Source organism: Streptomyces sp. NPDC101151 (assembly GCF_044768335.1).
GTDB lineage: Bacteria > Actinomycetota > Actinomycetes > Streptomycetales > Streptomycetaceae > Streptomyces.
Genome location: NZ_JBIWPP010000004.1, coordinates 29,830 through 47,038 on the forward strand (window position 1 = coordinate 29,830; position 17,209 = coordinate 47,038).

The 17,209-nt window shown below is 70.8% G+C and carries 15 protein-coding genes; 7 read left to right on the forward strand and 8 right to left on the reverse strand.

All coding sequences use genetic code 11. The annotated features are described in order from the left end of the window. Positions 1-19: 19 nt before the first annotated feature. Both ACIRU3_RS08545 and ACIRU3_RS08550 read left to right on the forward strand, forming a co-directional pair. Positions 20-568 carry a DUF485 domain-containing protein gene (locus tag ACIRU3_RS08545; protein ID WP_404053295.1) on the forward strand — a complete coding sequence of 183 codons (549 nt, stop codon included), beginning with the start codon at positions 20-22 and terminating at the stop codon, positions 566-568. Beyond that, complete coding sequence (locus tag ACIRU3_RS08550) at positions 565-2,157, forward strand: cation acetate symporter (protein ID WP_404053298.1); 1,593 nt, start codon at positions 565-567, stop codon at positions 2,155-2,157. Before ACIRU3_RS08545 ends, ACIRU3_RS08550 begins: the two co-directional genes overlap by 4 nt. A gap of 63 nt (positions 2,158-2,220) precedes the next feature. On the opposite strand, the gene ACIRU3_RS08555 is transcribed toward ACIRU3_RS08550, so the two are convergent. Continuing rightward, positions 2,221-2,913 carry a response regulator gene (locus ACIRU3_RS08555; RefSeq protein ID WP_404053301.1) on the reverse strand — a complete coding sequence of 231 codons (693 nt, stop codon included), beginning with the start codon at positions 2,911-2,913 and terminating at the stop codon, positions 2,221-2,223. Positions 2,914-3,072: 159 nt separating this feature from the next. Here ACIRU3_RS08555 and ACIRU3_RS08560 point away from each other — a divergent pair, with 159 nt between their 5' ends. From ACIRU3_RS08560 to ACIRU3_RS08570, 3 genes are read left to right on the forward strand one after another with little or no spacing between them, the layout of a single operon-like run. Continuing rightward, positions 3,073-3,888: an ABC transporter ATP-binding protein gene (locus ACIRU3_RS08560; RefSeq protein WP_404053304.1), complete on the forward strand. Its 816-nt coding sequence runs from the start codon at positions 3,073-3,075 to the stop codon at positions 3,886-3,888. After that, positions 3,878-4,756: an ABC transporter permease gene (locus ACIRU3_RS08565; protein WP_404053307.1), complete on the forward strand. Its 879-nt coding sequence runs from the start codon at positions 3,878-3,880 to the stop codon at positions 4,754-4,756. Before ACIRU3_RS08560 ends, ACIRU3_RS08565 begins: the two co-directional genes overlap by 11 nt. A 57-nt stretch (positions 4,757-4,813) precedes the next feature. Then, positions 4,814-5,875 (forward strand): ABC transporter substrate-binding protein, encoded by a 1,062-nt coding sequence (locus tag ACIRU3_RS08570; RefSeq protein WP_404053311.1) that lies wholly within the window; start codon positions 4,814-4,816, stop codon positions 5,873-5,875. Positions 5,876-5,893: 18 nt separating this feature from the next. On the opposite strand, the gene ACIRU3_RS08575 is transcribed toward ACIRU3_RS08570, so the two are convergent. From ACIRU3_RS08575 to ACIRU3_RS08590, 4 genes are all read right to left on the reverse strand, one after another. Beyond that, entirely contained in the window at positions 5,894-6,574 is a 681-nt protein-coding gene (locus ACIRU3_RS08575) for a response regulator (protein WP_404053314.1), read from the reverse strand. Beyond that, positions 6,571-8,283, reverse strand: coding sequence for an ATP-binding protein (locus ACIRU3_RS08580; protein ID WP_404053317.1), 1,713 nt, complete (start codon positions 8,281-8,283; stop codon positions 6,571-6,573). Before ACIRU3_RS08580 ends, ACIRU3_RS08575 begins: the two co-directional genes overlap by 4 nt. A 97-nt stretch (positions 8,284-8,380) precedes the next feature. Then, positions 8,381-9,322: a sucrase ferredoxin gene (locus tag ACIRU3_RS08585; protein WP_404053319.1), complete on the reverse strand. Its 942-nt coding sequence runs from the start codon at positions 9,320-9,322 to the stop codon at positions 8,381-8,383. A gap of 54 nt (positions 9,323-9,376) precedes the next feature. Further along, on the reverse strand, positions 9,377-10,633 hold the full coding sequence (locus ACIRU3_RS08590) for a citrate/2-methylcitrate synthase (protein ID WP_404053322.1): 1,257 nt from the start codon (positions 10,631-10,633) through the stop codon (positions 9,377-9,379). A 113-nt stretch (positions 10,634-10,746) separates the two neighbouring features. Between ACIRU3_RS08590 and ACIRU3_RS08595 the strand changes: the two genes are divergently transcribed. Continuing rightward, positions 10,747-11,910 (forward strand): citrate synthase/methylcitrate synthase, encoded by a 1,164-nt coding sequence (locus ACIRU3_RS08595; RefSeq protein WP_404053325.1) that lies wholly within the window; start codon positions 10,747-10,749, stop codon positions 11,908-11,910. A gap of 291 nt (positions 11,911-12,201) precedes the next feature. Here ACIRU3_RS08595 and ACIRU3_RS08600 read toward each other — a convergent pair whose 3' ends face one another. Then, complete coding sequence (locus ACIRU3_RS08600; RefSeq protein ID WP_404053328.1) at positions 12,202-12,438, reverse strand: hypothetical protein; 237 nt, start codon at positions 12,436-12,438, stop codon at positions 12,202-12,204. Between the two features lie 231 nt (positions 12,439-12,669). Continuing rightward, on the reverse strand, positions 12,670-13,251 hold the full coding sequence (locus ACIRU3_RS08605) for a DUF6082 family protein (protein WP_404053331.1): 582 nt from the start codon (positions 13,249-13,251) through the stop codon (positions 12,670-12,672). Positions 13,252-13,568: 317 nt separating this feature from the next. On the opposite strand from ACIRU3_RS08605, the gene ACIRU3_RS08610 reads away from it, so the two are divergent. Further along, entirely contained in the window at positions 13,569-14,642 is a 1,074-nt protein-coding gene (locus ACIRU3_RS08610) for a CobW family GTP-binding protein (RefSeq protein ID WP_404053334.1), read from the forward strand. 74 nt (positions 14,643-14,716) lie between these two features. Here the strand turns inward: ACIRU3_RS08610 and ACIRU3_RS08615 are convergent, their stop codons facing one another. Beyond that, entirely contained in the window at positions 14,717-17,176 is a 2,460-nt protein-coding gene (locus ACIRU3_RS08615; RefSeq protein ID WP_404053337.1) for a DNA topoisomerase (ATP-hydrolyzing) subunit A, read from the reverse strand. Positions 17,177-17,209: the final 33 nt, after the last annotated feature.

Consider the following 17,209-nt stretch of genomic DNA (forward strand, 5'->3'; position numbering starts at 1 on the left):
GATCTGTCCATCCTTGGGCATGCAGTCAAGTGATGGTCGTTCCCCTGGATCCGGGGACGGTCCCGTGAACCCGGCCGAGGGCCAGGAAGACCCCGGCGCGGCGTCCCGCCACGTGAGGTACGAAGACCCTTGGTACGACGCGCTGGCCCCCGGCTGGGGCGAGTTGGACGGCGTCGGCATGCCGGCTCGAGCCGTACCGTCTGCGCGCGGGGAGCAGGACGGGGCGGATCTTCGCGCTCGTGACGTGTACGTCGAAGTGCAGCGCAGCGAGGCATTCCAAGAAGTCCGCAGCCGGTACCGGAGATTCGTGGTGCCGGGGGTCGCCGCGTTCCTCGCGTGGTACGTGGGGTACGTGGTCGCCGCGACGACCGCGCCAGGCCTCATGGCCCGTCCCGTGGCAGGGGCGGTGAACGTGGCGATGCTGGCGGGGCTCGGGCAGTTCCTCACCACGTTTCTGCTCACCTGGGCCTATGCCCGACATGCGCGGCTGCGGCGGGACCGGGCTGCGCTGGAGTTGCGCTGGGACACGCAGGAACTGACGCGCGGAGTCCAGGGAGGCGCCTCGTGACCGGCGATCACCAGATGCTGGCGCTGCTGCTGTTCAGTGGGTTCGTGGCCGTCACCCTGGGGATCACGACGTGGGTGAGCCGCAGACGGCAGGGTTCGGCGGAGGAGTTCTACGCCGGCGGGCGGCTCTTCTCCCCGATGGAGAATGGTTTTGCCATCGCGGGTGACTACATGTCGGCCGCCTCCTTTCTCGGCGTCACCGGGCTCATCGCGTTGTTCGGCTACGACGGGATGCTCTATGTGGTGGGCTTCCTCGTGGCCTGGCTGGTCGTGCTCTTCCTGGTGGCGGAACTGGTGCGCAACTGCGGGCGGTTCACCCTGGCCGACGTGGTGGCCGCGCGGATGAGGGAGCGGCCGGTGCGGATCGCCGTGGGAACGTCCTCGGTCACTGTGTCCGTGCTGTATTTGGTGGCGCAGATGGTGGGTGCGGGCAGCCTGGTGGCGCTGCTGCTGGGACGCACGAGCGGGACGGCCCAGGCCTGGACGGTCATCGGCGTGGGCGCGCTGATGGTGATCTATGTGTCCTTGGGAGGCATGCGGGCCACCACCTGGATCCAGATCGTGAAGGCGGTTCTGCTGCTCGGCGGGACAGCCGTTCTGACCGTGCTGGTGCTGGTCCGGTTCCACGGCGACTTCGACCGGCTGCTGGTCGCCGCCGCGGAGCGCAGCGGCCACGGGACCGCGTTCCTGGCGCCGGGACTGAAGTACGGCGGGAGCTGGACCGCCCGCTTCGACTTCGTCAGCCTGGGGCTCGCGCTGGTGCTGGGCACGGCCGGGCTGCCGCACATCCTCTCCCGCTTCTACACCGTGCCGACCGCGCGGGCGGCCCGCCGTTCGGCAGTGTGGTCCATCGGGCTGATCGGCGGCTTCTATCTGATGACGATCGTCCTCGGCTTCGGGGCCGCTGCCGTGGTGGGGCCGGACGCCGTGCGCCACTCGAACGCGGCCGGGAACACGGCGGTACCCCTGCTCGCCCTCGATCTGGGCGGGGGCTCCGGTTCCACTGGTGGAACGGTTCTGTTCGCGGTGGTCGCCGCCGTCGCCTTCGCCACGATCCTCGCGGTGGTCGCCGGCATCACACTGGCCTCCTCGGCGTCCGTGGCACATGACCTGTACGCGTCGCTGCGGCGGCGGCAGTCCAGGGCACGCAGTGAGGTGGCGGTGGCGCGCATCGCGGCTGTCGGCATCGGTGTCGTCGCGATCGCACTGGGTCTGCTGGCCCGCGACCTGAACGTCGCCTTCCTGGTCGGCCTCGCCTTCGCCGTGGCCGCGTCGGCGAACCTCCCGGCACTGCTGTACTCGTTGTTCTGGCGCGCCTTCACCACACGCGGCGCGGTGTGGGCCGTGTACGGCGGCCTCGTTCCCGCGCTCGGTCTGGTGCTGCTGTCGCCGGTGGTGTCCGGCAGTCCGGACTCACTCTTCCCGGACGTCGACTTCCAGTACTTCCCCCTGCAGAACCCGGGCATCGTCTCCATCCCGCTCGGCTTCCTGGCCGGCTGGCTGGGCACGGTCACCTCGGAGGAGACCGCGGACGAGGCCAAGTACGCGGAGACCGAGGTGAGGTCACTGACCGGGGCGGGAGCCGCCTAGCCGGCCCTTCCCACGGCCGTATCCCGCCCAGTCGCCAGACGGCCGGATGGGCAGATGGCCGTGCTACGGCGCCACCCATGCGTACCGGTGTTCCGGGCGGCCGGTGTCGCCGTACTTCAGGGAGAGGCGGAGACGGCCCGCCTGTTCCAGGTGGCGGAGGTAGCGCTGGGCCGTGGAGCGGCTCAGGCCGGTTCTGGCGGCGACCTCGTGGGCCGACAGCGGATGGTCGGCGCGGTGCAGGACGCCGCAGATGAGGTCCGTCGTGGGTTCCGACTGGCCGCTGGGCAGGCCCGGTGCGGACGGTGCCGGAGACGTGCGCAGGGCGCCGAAGATCCGGTCGACCTGTTCCTGGCCCGTCAGACCGTGGCCGCCCACCCGGTCGACGGTGCGGCGCAGAGCCGCGTAGGAGTCCAGGCGGGTGCGCAGCGCGGCGAAGGTGAAGGGTTTGACCAGGTAGTGCAGTGCGCCCAGGCGCATTGCCTGCTGCACGGTCGTCACATCGCCGGCCGCCGTGATCATGATGACGTCGGTCCCGTGGCCCTGCTCCCGCATGCGGTGGACGAGGTCGAGACCGGTCTCGTCCGGCAGGTAGTGGTCGAGCAGGACCAGATCGATGGTGCCGCGCTCGACCGCGGCCAGGGCCTGGGCGGCGCTGTGCGCGCGAGCGGCCACCCGGAAGCCGGGAACCTTCCCCACGTACTTGGCGTTTATCTCTGCGACGCGGAAGTCGTCGTCCACGACCAGGACGTCAATCATCGGGCCTCTCCTCACAAGGCCGGCGAGCGTTGAGCCCGTGTTTCGGCTCCGCAGTTGTAGCGCGAGCAAAATGAGCACAACAGGCCCTTGCGAGCAAAAGAACGGCTTGTGCCCACAAGGCTGCTGCTGTGGCCGGGGCCACACCTACCGTCCCGGCCCATGAGCGCAGACACCAGCCCCGCCATCGAGCTACGGGGCGCGAGCAAGACCTTCAGGACCCCGTCGGGGGGTCTGCACACGGCCGTGCGCGGCCTGGACCTCACCGTGGAGCGCGGCGAGTTCGTGGCCGTGGTCGGGCCGACCGGCTGCGGGAAGTCCACCACGCTGACCCTGGTCAGCGGGCTGGAGGAGCCCAGCGAGGGCGATGTGCTGGTGGCCGGGCAGCCGGTCGGCGGCGTCGGCGACAAGGTCGGATTCGTCTTCCAGCAGGACGCCACCTTCCCCTGGCGGACGGTCCTGTCCAACGTGATGGCGGGCCCCCGGTTCCGCGGCGTGCCCAAGGCGGAGGCCAAGCAGAAGGCGCGCGAGTGGCTGGCCCGGGTCGGGCTCGCGGCCTTCGAGGACCGCTATCCGCACCAGCTGTCCGGCGGGCAGCGCAAGCGCGTCGCCCTTGCTGCCACTTTCGTCAACGACCCCGAGATCCTGCTCATGGACGAGCCGTTCTCGGCGCTCGACGTGCAGACCCGGGCGCTGATGTCGGACGAGCTGCTGGAGCTGTGGGAGGGCACGGGCGCCTCGGTCGTCTTCGTCACCCACGACCTGGAGGAGTCCATCGCGCTGGCCGACAGGGTCGTCGTCATGACCGCCGGTCCCGCGACCGTGAAGCAGGTCTTCGACATCGACCTGCCCCGGCCGCGCAAGGTCGAGTCGGTGCGCCTGGAGCCGCGGTTCATCGAGATCTACCGCGAGATCTGGGAGTCCCTCGGCGAAGAGGTTCGCATCACCCGCGAGAGAGGTGCCGCCCATGCCGCCTGACGTCATGCCCGAGGACCGGGTCGCACCGGCCATGACCGAGCCCGCCGACAAGACGAGCCGCACGCACTCACGCGCGCGTGCCGCCCGTAGACGGAAGATCGTCGTCACGGCCGCCCGGGTACTGCTCCTGGTCGCCGTCCTCGGCCTGTGGGAGGTGCTCTCCCGGGCCGAGGTCATCGATCCGTTCAACTTCTCGATGCCCTCGAAGATCTGGGACCAGATCTGGACCTGGGTCACGCACGGCACCGCGCTCGGCTCGCTCGGTGAGCAGATCTGGTACACGCTCTACGAGGCGCTGCTCGGCTGGGCGCTCGGTGTGGTCGCCGGTGTCGTGTGCGGTATCGCCCTCGGGCGGATCACCTTCCTCGCCGACATCCTTGGTCCATACATCAAGGTGCTCAACTCGATACCCCGGATCGTCCTCGCCCCGATCTTCGTGATCTGGTTCGGACTCGGCCCCGCCTCCAAGGTCGCGTCGGCCGTCGTGCTGGTGTTCTTCCCGGTGTTCTTCAACGCCTTCCAGGGCGCCCGCGAAGTCGACCGCAACCTGGTCTCCAACGCCCGGATCCTCGGCGCGAGCGACCGCAGGGTGACGCTCCAGGTCGTCATTCCGTCCGCCACTTCGTGGATCTTCACCAGTCTCCACGTCAGCTTCGGCTTCGCCCTCATCGGCGCCATCGTCGGCGAGTACATCGGCGCGACCAAGGGCATCGGCCTGCTCGTCGCGCAGTCGCAGGGCACCTTCAACGCGGCCGGTGTGTACGCCGCGATGGTCATCCTCGCCGTCGTCGCGCTCGTCGCCGAAGGGCTGCTCACGTTCGCCGAGCGCCGCATCTTCCGCTGGAAGCCGTCGGGCTCCGACAGCTGAACGCCCCCGAGCCACCCCCCTCTCCCGCACCGCCCTCTCACAAGGACGTGAACCGCCATGCGCAAGTCCGCCAGATACACCACCCTGGCCGCTGCCGGCCTGCTCGCCCTCTCCTTCCTCACCGCCTGCGCCAATGACGCCGCGAGCACCGCCTCGGCCGGCTCCGGCAGCAAGGGCGACGGCAAGGGTACGAAGGTCAAGATCATGGTCGGCGGCCTGGACAAGGTCATCTACCTGCCCGCGATGCTCACCCAGCGGCTCGGCTACTTCGACGCCGAGGGCCTCGACGTGGAGCTGCTGAGCGAGCCCGCCGGTGTCCAGGCAGAGACCGCGCTCGTCTCCGGGCAGGTCCAGGGGGCCGTCGGCTTCTACGACCACACCCTCGACCTGCAGACCAAGGGCAAGTCCGTCGAGTCCGTGGTGCAGTTCTCGCATGCGCCCGGCGAGGTGGAGATCGTTTCCGGCAAGGCGGCGGGCGACATCGCTTCGCCCAGGGACTTCAAGGGGAAGAAGCTCGGCGTCACCGGTCTCGGTTCCTCGACCGACTTCCTCACCAAGTACCTTGCCGTCAAGAACGGTGTGCAGGTCAACGAGTTCACACCGGTCGCCGTCGGCGCCGGACCGACCTTCATCTCGGCGCTCCAGAAGGGCGCGATCGACGGGGGCATGACCACCGACCCGACCGTCGCCACCATCCTGGACAAGAAGGCCGGCAAGGTCCTCCTCGACATGCGCACCCCCGAGGGCTCGCAGGCGGCGCTGGGCGGGCCGTACCCGTCGTCCAGTCTGTACATGCAGACGGACTGGGTGAACGGACACAAGGACACCGTCCAGAAGTTGGCCAATGCATTCGTCAAGACGCTCAAGTGGATGTCCACCCACAGCGCGGACGAGATCGCGGCCAAGATGCCCGCCGACTACTCCCAGGGCGACAAGACGCTCTACGCCGAGGCGATCAAGAGCACGCTGCCGATGTTCACCAAGGACGGCGTGATGCCCGCCAACGGCCCCGAGACCGTCGAGAAGGTCCTCAAGGCGTTCAATCCCAACATCAAGAACGCCAAGGTGGACCTGAGCAAGACGTACACGACCGAGTTCGTCGAGAAGGCCGCCGGGTGACCGCTCGCTGAAGCCTGCTCAGGCGCGGGTCGCCCACACGTAACGGTGTTCCGGGCGGCCCGCGTCGCCGTACTTGAGGGTCAGCCGGGCCCGTCCGGTGCGCTCCAGGAACTTGAGATAGCGCTGGGCGGTCTGGCGGCTCACTCCGGTCCGCTCGGCGATCTCCTGGGCGGACAGCGGCCCCTCGGCGCTCATCAGGGACTGGCGCACCAGCCCGGCGGTGGTGGGGGAGTGCCCCTTGGGCAGCTCCGGCTCCGACGGCGCCGAGAGGGCGCCGAAGATGCGGTCCACCTCGACCTGTTCGGCCTCGCCGCCGCCGTCCAGCGTGCGGCGCAGCTGTGCGTACGCCTCCAGCTTGGCCCGCAGCCCGGCGAAGGCGAACGGCTTCACCAGGTACTGCAGGGCGCCGTGCCGCATGGCCGCCTGGACGGTGGTCACGTCCCGGGCGGCCGTCACCATGATCACGTCGGTCTGGTGGCCGCGCCTGCGCATCTCCTGGACGACGGCGAGCCCGGTGTCGTCGGGCAGGTAGTGGTCCATGAGGACCAGGTCGAGCCGCGGCAGGGCCTCCAACCGGCGCAGCGCCTCGGCCGCGTTGTGCGCCTCGCCGGCCACATGGAAGCCGGGCACCTTCTCGACATAGGCGGCGTTGACCCGAGCGACGCGGACGTCGTCGTCCACGACCAGGACCTCGATCATCGAGCCTCCTCCTCGGCTCCGGTCGGAATGTGCGCAGGGGCCGTGGCGCCGGAGTCCACGGAGGCCTCCACGGACCCGGTGAGCGCGGGCTCCGGTTCCGGCTCGGTCAGCGCCTCGGGCAGCACGACGGTGAACTCCGCGCCCCCGCCGTCCGCCGCGCCCACCGTCGCGCTCCCGCCCTGCCGTTCGGCGAGCCGGCGCACCAGCGAGAGCCCCAGGCCGCGCTTTCCGTGCGCGGGCGGCTGCTTGGTGGACCATCCCTCAGTGAAGATCAACTCCCGCTGGTCCTGCGGGATTCCGGGCCCGGTGTCGCGCACCCGGAGGAGGACCGTCCGTCCTTCCGTGCGCAACTCGACCTCCACGCGCGCGTGCGGGGTGCCGGCGACCGCGTCGAGTGCGTTGTCCACGAGGTTGCCCACGACCGTGACCAGCCCCCGGGGGTCGATCAGCCGGTCCGGCAGCCGGGTGTGTTCCGAGACCCACAGGGCGACCCCGCGTTCGGCCGCCACGGTCGCCTTGCCGACCAGCAGCGCGGCGAGCAGCGGATCCTGGATCTTTTCGGTCACCTGCTCGGCGGTGGCCCGGTGGTCCCCGACGACCTCGCCGACGAAATCCACGGCGTCGTCGTACATGTCCAGTTCCAGCAGGCCGAGCAGAGTGTGCATGCGGTTGGCGTGCTCGTGGTCCTGGGCGCGCAGGGCGTCGATCAGCCCGTGTGTGGAGTCGAGTTCGCGCCCCAGCTGTTCCAGCTCGGTGCGGTCGCGCAGGGTGGCCACGGCGCCGCCGTCGTCCGTGGGCATCCGGTTGGCGACCAGGACGCGCTGGCCCCGCACGGTCAGCAGGTCGGTGCCGGTCACCCGGCCGGCCAGGATGTCCGCCGTGCGACCCTCGCCCAGCGCCTCGTCCAGGGACCTGCCCACGGCCTCGTCGCCGATGCCCAGCAGGCGTCGCGCCTCGTCGTTGAGCAGACGGATGCGGGCGTCGCGGTCGAGGGCAACCACGCCCTCCCGGATGCCGTGCAGCATGGCCTCGCGCTCGGCGAGCAGCGCCGAGATGTCGGAGAAGGCCAGGTCCCGGGTCTGCCGCTGCACCCGGCGGGAGATCAGCCAGGCGGCCAGGGCGCCCACCGCGAGCGCACCGCCGGCGTAGGCGAACAGCCCCGGGATCGCGCTGATCAGCCTTGCGCGCACGCTGTCGTAGGCGATACCGACCGAGACCGCCCCGATGATCCGGTGGTCGGCGTCGTACAGGGGCACCTTGCCGCGGGCCGAGCGGCCCAGGGTGCCCCTGTCGATCTCCATCACGTCCTTGCCGTCCAGGGCGTCTTGGGGGTCGGTGGAGACGCGGTGGCCGATCTCCCCGGGGGTGGGGTGCGACCAGCGCACCCAGTGCGGGTCCAGCACCACGATGTACTCGGCGTTGGTGGCGTGCCGGATCCGCTCGGCCTCCTGCTGGACCGGGCCGTTCCTGGTCGGCGGGGTGTTCTGGACGCCCTCGGCGATCTGCGGGTCCTGCGCCGTGGTCTGGGCGATGGCCAGGGCCCGGCGCATCGCCTCCTGGTCCAGCTGTTGGCTCAGCGGCGCAAGAAAGAGCCCGGTCGCGAGCACCGCGACGCCCGCGGCGATCGTCACCTGCATCAGCAGCACCTGCGAGAACACCCGCCGCGGCAGACCGAGACGCAGACGGCGTGCGGGGGGAGTCGGGCTCATGCCCACGACGGTACGTGGGCGGACGGCGGTCGCCGAAGGGGATGTGGCATGGATCTCTTGACCGATTCTTGAAGAAGTGGGTGCGGGAGGGGCCGGCTCAGCTCGCCAGCGCCGTCGTGCGCAACTCGCGCACCGCCACCACGTCCATCCGCGCCGGTGCCCCGAGCACCGCGGCACCGCAGCTCTCCGGGCGCGGTGGCAGGGACGGGCTCTGCGCCACCGTGACGCGCCAGCGGCGGCCGTCGGCGTGGGCGACGGTGACCTCCCAGTGCGGACCCCTGCGCTCGGTCCGGACGACGCTCAGCACGCCCGCCGCGTACTCGCCCGCCGCCGAGCGCACGGCCAGCTCGGCCGCCTGGCCCGGCCGTTCCCAGGCGGAGCATCCCCGGCACTCCTCGACCACCACACGCCCCTGCTGGACCCCGTGCAGCGCCTTCCTGATGGTGTCCGCCTCCGCGCGGCCGTACGCGTAGCCGTACGGCAGGACGAGCACGGTGGGCGAAAAGCGATGACCACCCAGATGGGTGACCTCCCAGACGCCCCCCACACCGGACGCGGCCAGCTCGGCGGCGAGGGGCCGGCCCAGGAGGGCACAGCAGCGGTCGCGCTTGCCGTTGGTGCACACGAGCGCGAGCGGGTCGCCCGTGTGCGGCCGGCCGCCGAGGGCCGCGCCGAAGGAACGGTGGTCGCCCGCGCCGAGAGCGGCGAGGTCGAGGCCGAGCAGGCGGCGCGGATCGCGGGTGGTGGCGCTGTGCAGCCAGACGTTGCCGGGGACGGTGTGGGCCACGTACACGTGCCGCAGCTCCGGCGTGCCGGGATCCGCGTGGCGGCCGGGGCGCCGGATGAGCGCGACGCGGACACCGGTTCCCTCGGCGGCGGCCTCCAGGGCACGGCCAAGGGCGGGGTCGAGATGGCTCGAAGTGAGCGCCTTGGCACCCCAAGGGCCGGACTGTTCCAGCAGTAGCCAGGTCGTCGCCGTGGCAGCCGTACCGGAAAGGGGCTCGTCGAGGCCCCGGGAGGCGGTCGCACACCTACTCACAGAGGTGAGCCTAACCTGACTTTCCCCGGGGTGACTTCCGGCCGTGCCGCTGTCCTACTCCGGGAGGGGTTGCGGAGGGCGCGGACCGACGTAGTGGCCGACGGGGCGCATACGCAGCGGGCGCTCGCCGTACTCCTCCAGGGCGTGGGCGATCCAGCCCGCCGTCCGGGCGACGGCGAAGACGGTCTCGCCGGCCGTGGCGGGCATGCCGCAGGAGACGGTGAACACGGCCAGAGCCAGGTCGACGTTGGCGTGCAGCGGGGTGTGGCGGGCGGTCGTGGCGACGATGTCGCGGGCCGCGAGCAGGGCGGATTCCGCGCGCGGGACCTGCTCCAGGAGGTCGAACAGCACCCGCGCGCGCGGGTCTTCGCCGGGGTAGAGACGGTGGCCGAGTCCGGGGATGCGGCGCCCCGCACGCAGTTCGTCCGCGATCACCGGGACCGCGGTGCCCTGTTCGAGCACGTCGAGCAGCATCCGGTGGGCCAGGCCGCTGGCGGCGCCGTGCAGCGGGCCCTCCAGGACGCCGAGCCCGGCCGAGACGGCCGCGTACGCGTGAGCGCGGGCCGAGGCGGCGACCCGGACGGCGAGCGTGGAGGCGGCCAGGTCGTGGTCGACGAGCAGGGCGAGGGCGGTGTCCAGGACGCGCAGCGAAACCTCGTCGGCGGGGCGGCCGGTCAGCCGGCCCCACAGCCGGTGGGCCAGCGGGCCGTCGTCCTTCGGGGCGTGCAGGACCGGTGGCAGCGCGGCGACGAGTGTGGGGATGAGGATGCGTGCCGTGCTCAGCACGGCTTCTTCGGACAGGTCGAAGCGCAGCGGGTCCTCGGCCGCCGCGGCGATCGCCGCCACCCGCAGCCGGTCGGCGGGGGAGGTGTGCTCGGGCAGGGCGTGCACGGCGTGGCGGGCGACCTCGACGGTCGCCTCGGGCGCGGTGAAGGTCAGTCCCGGGGTCAGCCGGCCGGTCCACAGCCAGTCCGCGATCTCCTCGTAGGAGTGCCGGGCGGCCAGCTCGGTGGCATCGACCCCACGGAAGTAGTACCGGTCCGTGTCGATCAGCGTGATCCGGGTCCGGACCGACAGATCTCCGCCGGTGCCGGGACTCCCCGCTGCCTCCCGCCGGTTGCGCCGGGCGAGGGTCTCGACCTCGCCCGCGTCGAAGGTGCTGGCGCGGCCGCCGGGTTCGCGTCTGCTGCTGAGCAGGCCGCGGCTCACGTAGGCGTACACCGTCTCCGGCTTCACGCCGAGCACTTCGGCGGTCTCCCTGGTGGTCAGCCTTCGCCCGGGACGGCCGGGAGCGGGTTCGTGATCGCGCATGGAGGTCACCGTAGCGGTCTCTGGATACCTTGATAGTTATATCTTGATTCACTCAACATTGACAGATTCTCCGTCAAGCATGGACAGTCGAATCAAGTCCAGGGAGGAACATCATGTCCATCAACAGGACCGCACCCCGCGTCGACGTACCGCGCGGTCTTGCGGGGGTCGTCGTCACGGACACCGAGGTCGGAGACGTAAGGGGGCTCGAGGGCTTCTACCACTACCGGCAGTACTCGGCCGTCGAACTCGCGCGGACCCGCGGCTTCGAAGACGTCTGGCACCTCCTCGTCCACGGCGCACTCCCGGACGCGGAGCGCCGCGCCGCCTTCGTCGCCGCGACCGCGGAACTGCGCCGTCTGCCGGAGGACGTCCGTGCGGCCCTTCCCGCCATCGCGGCGGCGAGCCGCACCTCCGGTCCGCTGGCCGGGCTGCGCACGGCACTGTCGCTGCTGGGCGCGGCGAAGGGATTCCGGCCCGTGTACGACATCGATGCCGGCCGGCGCCGCACGGACACCGTCGCCGTCTGCGCGGCCGTGCCGACCCTCCTCACGGCGCTGTACCGGCTGGGGCAGGGCCTCGATGCGGTGGAGCCGCGCGCTGACCTGTCGTACGCGGCCAACTACCTGTACATGCTCACCGGTGAGGAACCGGACCCGCGGCGGGCCCGTGCGGTCGAGCAATACCTGATCTCAACCATTGATCATGGATTCAACGCATCAACCTTCACCGCGCGGGTCATCGCGTCCACCGGCGCCGACGTGGCCGCCTGCCTGGTCGGAGCCGTGGGCGCACTGTCCGGGCCGCTGCACGGCGGAGCGCCCAGCCGCGCGCTCGACACGCTGGACGCGATCGGAACGCCGGACCGTATCGACTCCTGGATCCGGGGCCGGGTGCTCGCCGGCGATCGCATCATGGGCTTCGGGCACGCCATCTACCGCACGGAGGACCCTCGTTCGCGGATGCTGCGTGAGATCGCCCAGGACTTCGGGGGCTCGCGCGTCGACTTCGCCGTCGAGGTCGAGCGTCAGGTCGAGACGATCCTCGCCGAGCTGAAGCCCGGCCGCGAACTGCACACGAACGTCGAGTTCTACGCGGGCGTGGTCATGGAACTGTGCGGCCTGCCCCGGGAGATGTTCACCCCCACCTTCGCGGCGGCCCGGGTGGTGGGCTGGAGCGCCAACATCCTGGAACAGGCCGACGACTCGAAGATCATCAGACCGGTCGCCAGGTATGTGGGTCCGGAGCCGCCGGTGGCCGTGCCTGCGGTGGCCTGAGCAAGGGGCCGGCCCGGTGCCGGGCGGGGGACGGCACCGGGCGCGACGGCGGAGGCCGTCGCCGATTCGGGGTGATCTTCATGCGGGCCGCTGCGTCCGCGAGGAAGACCTTGGTACCGGGAGTCGCCACGACAGACAGGCGATCCGAATGTGCTTGCCCCCTGGCGATCGGACGAACTCCTCGAACCGGGTGTTCTGAATTCGGCCCGACCACGGGGGAGCTCTCTCCCGGCACCCGTTGCTCACCGATGCGGCCGGGGGCCGAGGGCATGAGGGCTCCCCGCCGGCGTCCTACGCGTCCGGAATGTCAGCCTTCGCGCGAAGGAGTGTCTCGCGGCTGATCACCACGATCCGTTCGTGGTCGGCACGCCCGGCGTCGGGCGGCAGCTCGGGGTCGAGGGCCTCCGTGCGATCGGTACCGATCACCGCGAAGTTTCCGTCCTGCAGTTCGAAAATGTCCGGGCAGGTCTGCCCGTTCACGCTCCCTCTCTCGCGAGGTGAGGCCCCGAGGCGGCGCACGATCTTCAAGTGGATCCCGGTCCTTGCTTGGGTCGCGGTCAGTGGCTGTCCTCGGACCGACCGTCGGGAGCGGGGTGTGCCCGGGGCGGCGAGGACGTGAAGGGCCTGCCGGGACGGCGGGCGGGATGGGCGCCGGGGCAGGCGGGGACAACCTAGCCTGCCCGGATCACGCTCGGGGGTCGGATGTCCCTCGCTGAGCGAGTGAAATTTGCCCGGTGGCGGAGTTCCCGTGACGCCTGGTCAGTCGTCGGCGGCGTCGCCCACGACCCACCACTCGTCCGTGTCGGCCTCGTCCAGCTCCTCCAGCAGTTCGTCGGTCATCCGGCCGATCTCCGCCTCCTCGGACCCCTCCCGCAGGCTGGCCCGGTGATGGCGCGTGGCCTCCCAGTAGGCCCGCGCGGTCGGGCTCTGGAAGAGGACACGGACGTAACCGTGCAGCTCGCCCCGGCTGAGCAGCCCGATCCGGTATCCGTGCAGGGCGTGGACATAGAGGGCGTTGGCGTACAGGTACTGCTTCTGCGCCTCCGGCGGCAGTTCGCCCTCGTAGGTGTCCAGGACCGGGAGCAGGTCCGGGTCCCGCATGGCCGCGAGCAGGAGATGCCGGTGATCGCGCTGGTACTCGACGCGGTCGGTGCGCCGGGAGGCCTGCCGGCGCTGCTCCTCGAAGACGTCCAGACGGCGCAGCACCTCGGCGTTGGCACGCGACAGCGCGTCCGCTCCACGGCGAAGGGCGAGTAACGAGGTCACGGCGCCGGCCATCGAGAGCGCGAGGGCGGCCGCCAGGCAGGCCGGCCCCCCGATACCAGATTTCTGTGTGGCCATGTCAACCCCCGGTCGGGCGGCCGGCCGCCGGTCGTCGGGGTGCGGGTCGGCTGGAGGAGACCGGCGAGCAGTGGGCGGCGCCTACCGTCTCCCGGGGTGCCGAGCGGCTCTGATCGGCGGGAGGCGGAAGGAGACGCTCGGAGGCAAGCGAAAACCGCACACCTCGGCGCCATGTCCAACGTCTGCCCCGCAAGGAGTGCTAACAATCGTTCACTTCGCCGTGTTTCTTCCCGCTCGTATCCTGGTCGCGCAGTGAATCCTCGTCCGTGCGCCGGGCCGCGAGCCGGAGTGCGCGTCAGCGTGAGAAAGGTCGCCCGTTGGGGAACAGCCCGGCGAACAGCCGCAGTCCGCAGCAGATCCCGGTCGTCGTGCTCGCCGGATTCCTCGGCTCAGGGAAGACCACGCTCCTCAACCATCTGCTGCACCGCAGCGGAGGCAACCGTATCGGAGCGATCGTCAACGACTTCGGCGCCATCGAGATCGACGCGATGGCCGTCGCCGGTGCCCTCGGCGACTCCACCGTCTCGCTCGGCAACGGCTGTCTGTGCTGTGCCGTCGACACGAGCGAACTCGACCTCTACCTGGAACGGCTCGCCGCGCCGGCCGCCGGCATCGACGTCATCGTCATCGAGGCCAGCGGACTGGCCGAGCCGCAGGAACTCGTGCGGATGGTGCTCGCCAGTGAGCACCCGGGCATCGTCTACGGCGGCCTCGTCGAGGTCGTCGACGCGGCCGAGTTCGACGGCACCCGTGCCCGGCACCCCGAGATCGACCGGCACCTCGCCCTCGCCGACCTCGTCGTGGTCAACAAGCTCGACCGGGCGCCGGACCCCGACCGCGTCCTCGGCCTCGTCCGCTCGCTCACCGACCGTGCCGCCGTGGTCCCCGCCACCTACGGCCGCATCGACCCGGAGTTCCTCTTCGACTGCAGGCCGAGCGAGGAGCGCCTCGGGCAGTTGTCCTTCGACGACCTGCACGAGCACACCCACGACGACCACCACGGCCATCTGCACACCGGTTACGACAGCCTGTCCGTCACCGCCGACGTGCCGATGGAGCCTCGTCGGCTGATGCAGTTCCTGGACAGCCGTCCGGAAGGGCTGTACCGGATCAAGGGATATGTCGACTTCGGGCCGTACGACACCGTCAACCGCTACGCCGTCCATGCCGTCGGCCGGTTCCTGCGCTTCTACCCCGAGCCCTGGCCGTCCGCCGACGCCCGCCTCACCCAGCTCGTGCTGATCGGCTCCGGCATCGACGCGGGCGCCCTCGAAAAGGAACTGGAGGGGTGCAAGAACGACGCCCCACACGCCGACGAACACGGCATGTGGGGCGTCCTGCGCTACGTACCGGGACCGGGCGACGCGGACCTGGAAGAGCCGCCCGCCTAGGGCCGGCCGCCTGTCTGGGCCGGCCGCCCGTCTGGGCCGGCCGCCCGTCCAGGGCCTGATGCGCCGGACAGGCCCTAGAACACCGGCCCCGCGATCACCGCCACCGTCTTCGGCAGCGACGTGCCCGAGCCGTCCCGGCGCGGATCCAGGTCCGGCAGCTCCACCGGGGTGCCGTTCTTCTGAGCCGCCCGTCCCGGGACGGGGCCCGCCCAGGCCAGGGACAGGCAGTCCTCGCCCTTCAGGAACCGCTGGCAGCGCACACCGCCGGTGGCCCGGCCCTTGCGCGGGTACTGGTCGAACGGGGTCAGCTTCGCCGTCGTCTGCACGGAGTCGTCCAGCGTGCCGCGCGAGCCCGCCACCGTGAAGACCACCGCGTCGGCTGCCGGGTCGACCGCCGTGAACGAGATGACCTTGGCGCCATCGGTGAGCTTGACGCCCGCCATACCGCCCGCCGGGCGGCCCTGCGGACGGACGATGGACGCCTGGAAGCGCAGCAACTGCGCGTCGTCCGTGATGAAGACCAGGTCCTCCTCGCCGGTGCGCAGCTCCACCGCGCCGACGATCCGGTCGCCCTCCTTGAGGGTGATGACCTCCAGCTCGTCCTTGTTGGACGGGTAGTCGGGCACCACACGCTTGACGACGCCCTGCTCGGTGCCCAGCGCCAGCCCCGGGGACGACTCGTCCAGCGTGATCAGGCAGACCACCGTCTCGTCGTCCTCCAGGGACACGAACTCCGTGAGGGGCGCCCCTCCCGCGAGGTTCGGCGGGGTCGCCGTCGGGGGCAGCTGCGGCAGGTCGACCACGTTGACCCGCAGCAGACGGCCCGCCGAGGTGACCGCACCGACCTCGCCGCGCGCGGTCGCCGGGACCGCCGAGACGATCACGTCGTGCTTGGCACGCGCGGCGCCGTCGTCCTCCGGGAACGGCTCGTTGCCCGCCGTACGGGCCAGCAGGCCCGTGGAGGACAGCAGCACCCGGCACGGGTCGTCGGCGACCTGGAGGGGTACGGCGGCCACCGGGGTGCCGGCCGACTCCAGCAGGACCGTGCGCCGGTCGGTGCCGAACTGCTTGACCACGGCGGCCAGTTCGGCCGAGACCAGCTTGCGCAGCTCAGCGTCCGACTCCAGGATCCGGGTCAGCTCCTCGATCTCCGCGGTGAGCCGGTCCTTCTCCGCCTCCAGCTCGATGCGGTCGTACTTGGTGAGTCGGCGCAGCGGTGTGTCGAGGATGTACTGCGTCTGGACCTCGCTCAGCGAGAAGCGCTCCATCAGGCGCTGCTTGGCCTGCGCGGAGTTCTCGCTGGACCGGATCAGCCGGATGACCTCGTCGATGTCGACCAGCGCGGTGAGCAGGCCCTCGACGAGATGCAGCCGGTCACGGCGCTTGCTGCGGCGGAACTCGCTGCGGCGCCGCACGACGTCGAAGCGGTGGTCGAGGTAGACCTCCAGCAGCTCCTTGAGACCCAGGGTGAGCGGCTGGCCGTCCACCAGGGCCACGTTGTTGATACCGAAGGACTCCTCCATCGGGGTCAGCTTGTACAGCTGCTCCAGGACCGCCTCCGGCACGAAGCCGTTCTTGATCTCGATGACCAGGCGCAGACCGTGCTCGCGGTCGGTCAGGTCCTTGACGTCGGCGATGCCCTGGATCTTCTTCGCGTTGACCAGGTCCTTGATCTTGGCGATCACCTTCTCCGGACCGACCGTGAACGGCAGTTCGGTGACGACCAGACCCTTGCGCCGGGCGGTCACGGTCTCGACCGAGACCGACGCGCGCATCTTGAAGGTGCCGCGGCCCGTCGCGTACGCGTCCCTGATGCCGTCGAGGCCGACGACCCGGCCGCCGGTGGGCAGGTCGGGGCCCGGGACGAACTTCATCAGCGCGTCCAGGTCCGCGTTCGGGTGCCTGATCAGGTGGCGGGCGGCGGCGATGACCTCGCGCAGGTTGTGCGGCGGCATGTTCGTCGCCATGCCGACCGCGATGCCCGAGGAGCCGTTCACCAGGAGGTTCGGGAAGGCGGCGGGCAGTGCCACCGGCTCCTGCTCCTGGCCGTCGTAGTTGGGCGTGAAGTCGACCGTGTCCTCGTCGATCGACTCGGTCATCAGGCTCGTCGCCGCGGCCATCCGGCACTCGGTGTACCGCATGGCGGCCGGCGGGTCGTCGTTGCCCAGCGAGCCGAAGTTGCCGTGGCCGTCGACCAGCGGGACGCGCATCGAGAACGGCTGGGCCATGCGCACCAGGGCGTCGTAGATCGACGCGTCGCCGTGCGGGTGCAGCTTGCCCATGACCTCGCCGACGACACGCGCGCACTTCACATAGGCGCGGTCGGGGCGCACGCCCATCTCGTTCATCTGGTACACGATCCGGCGGTGCACCGGCTTGAGGCCGTCGCGGGCGTCCGGCAGGGCGCGCGAGTAGATGACCGAGTACGCGTACTCAAGGTAGGAGCCACGCATCTCGTCGACGACGTCGATGTCGAGGATCTTCTCCTCGTACGCATCGTCGGGCGGCGGGGTCTTCGTGCTGCGGCGGGCCATCGCTGCCTGGCTCCTTGCTGAAGCGTTTGACGG

Coding starts and splice junctions, on each gene's coding strand:
- ACIRU3_RS08545 (WP_404053295.1), top strand. CDS start 20: ATGCAGTCAAGTGATGGTCGTTCCCCTGGATCCGGGGACGGTCCCGTG.
- ACIRU3_RS08555 (WP_404053301.1), bottom strand. CDS start 2,913: ATGATTGACGTCCTGGTCGTGGACGACGACTTCCGCGTCGCAGAGATA.
- ACIRU3_RS08560 (WP_404053304.1), top strand. CDS start 3,073: ATGAGCGCAGACACCAGCCCCGCCATCGAGCTACGGGGCGCGAGCAAG.
- ACIRU3_RS08565 (WP_404053307.1), top strand. CDS start 3,878: ATGCCGCCTGACGTCATGCCCGAGGACCGGGTCGCACCGGCCATGACC.
- ACIRU3_RS08570 (WP_404053311.1), top strand. CDS start 4,814: ATGCGCAAGTCCGCCAGATACACCACCCTGGCCGCTGCCGGCCTGCTC.
- ACIRU3_RS08575 (WP_404053314.1), bottom strand. CDS start 6,574: ATGATCGAGGTCCTGGTCGTGGACGACGACGTCCGCGTCGCTCGGGTC.
- ACIRU3_RS08580 (WP_404053317.1), bottom strand. CDS start 8,283: ATGAGCCCGACTCCCCCCGCACGCCGTCTGCGTCTCGGTCTGCCGCGG.
- ACIRU3_RS08590 (WP_404053322.1), bottom strand. CDS start 10,633: ATGCGCGATCACGAACCCGCTCCCGGCCGTCCCGGGCGAAGGCTGACC.
- ACIRU3_RS08595 (WP_404053325.1), top strand. CDS start 10,747: ATGTCCATCAACAGGACCGCACCCCGCGTCGACGTACCGCGCGGTCTT.
- ACIRU3_RS08605 (WP_404053331.1), bottom strand. CDS start 13,251: ATGGCCACACAGAAATCTGGTATCGGGGGGCCGGCCTGCCTGGCGGCC.
- ACIRU3_RS08615 (WP_404053337.1), bottom strand. CDS start 17,176: ATGGCCCGCCGCAGCACGAAGACCCCGCCGCCCGACGATGCGTACGAG.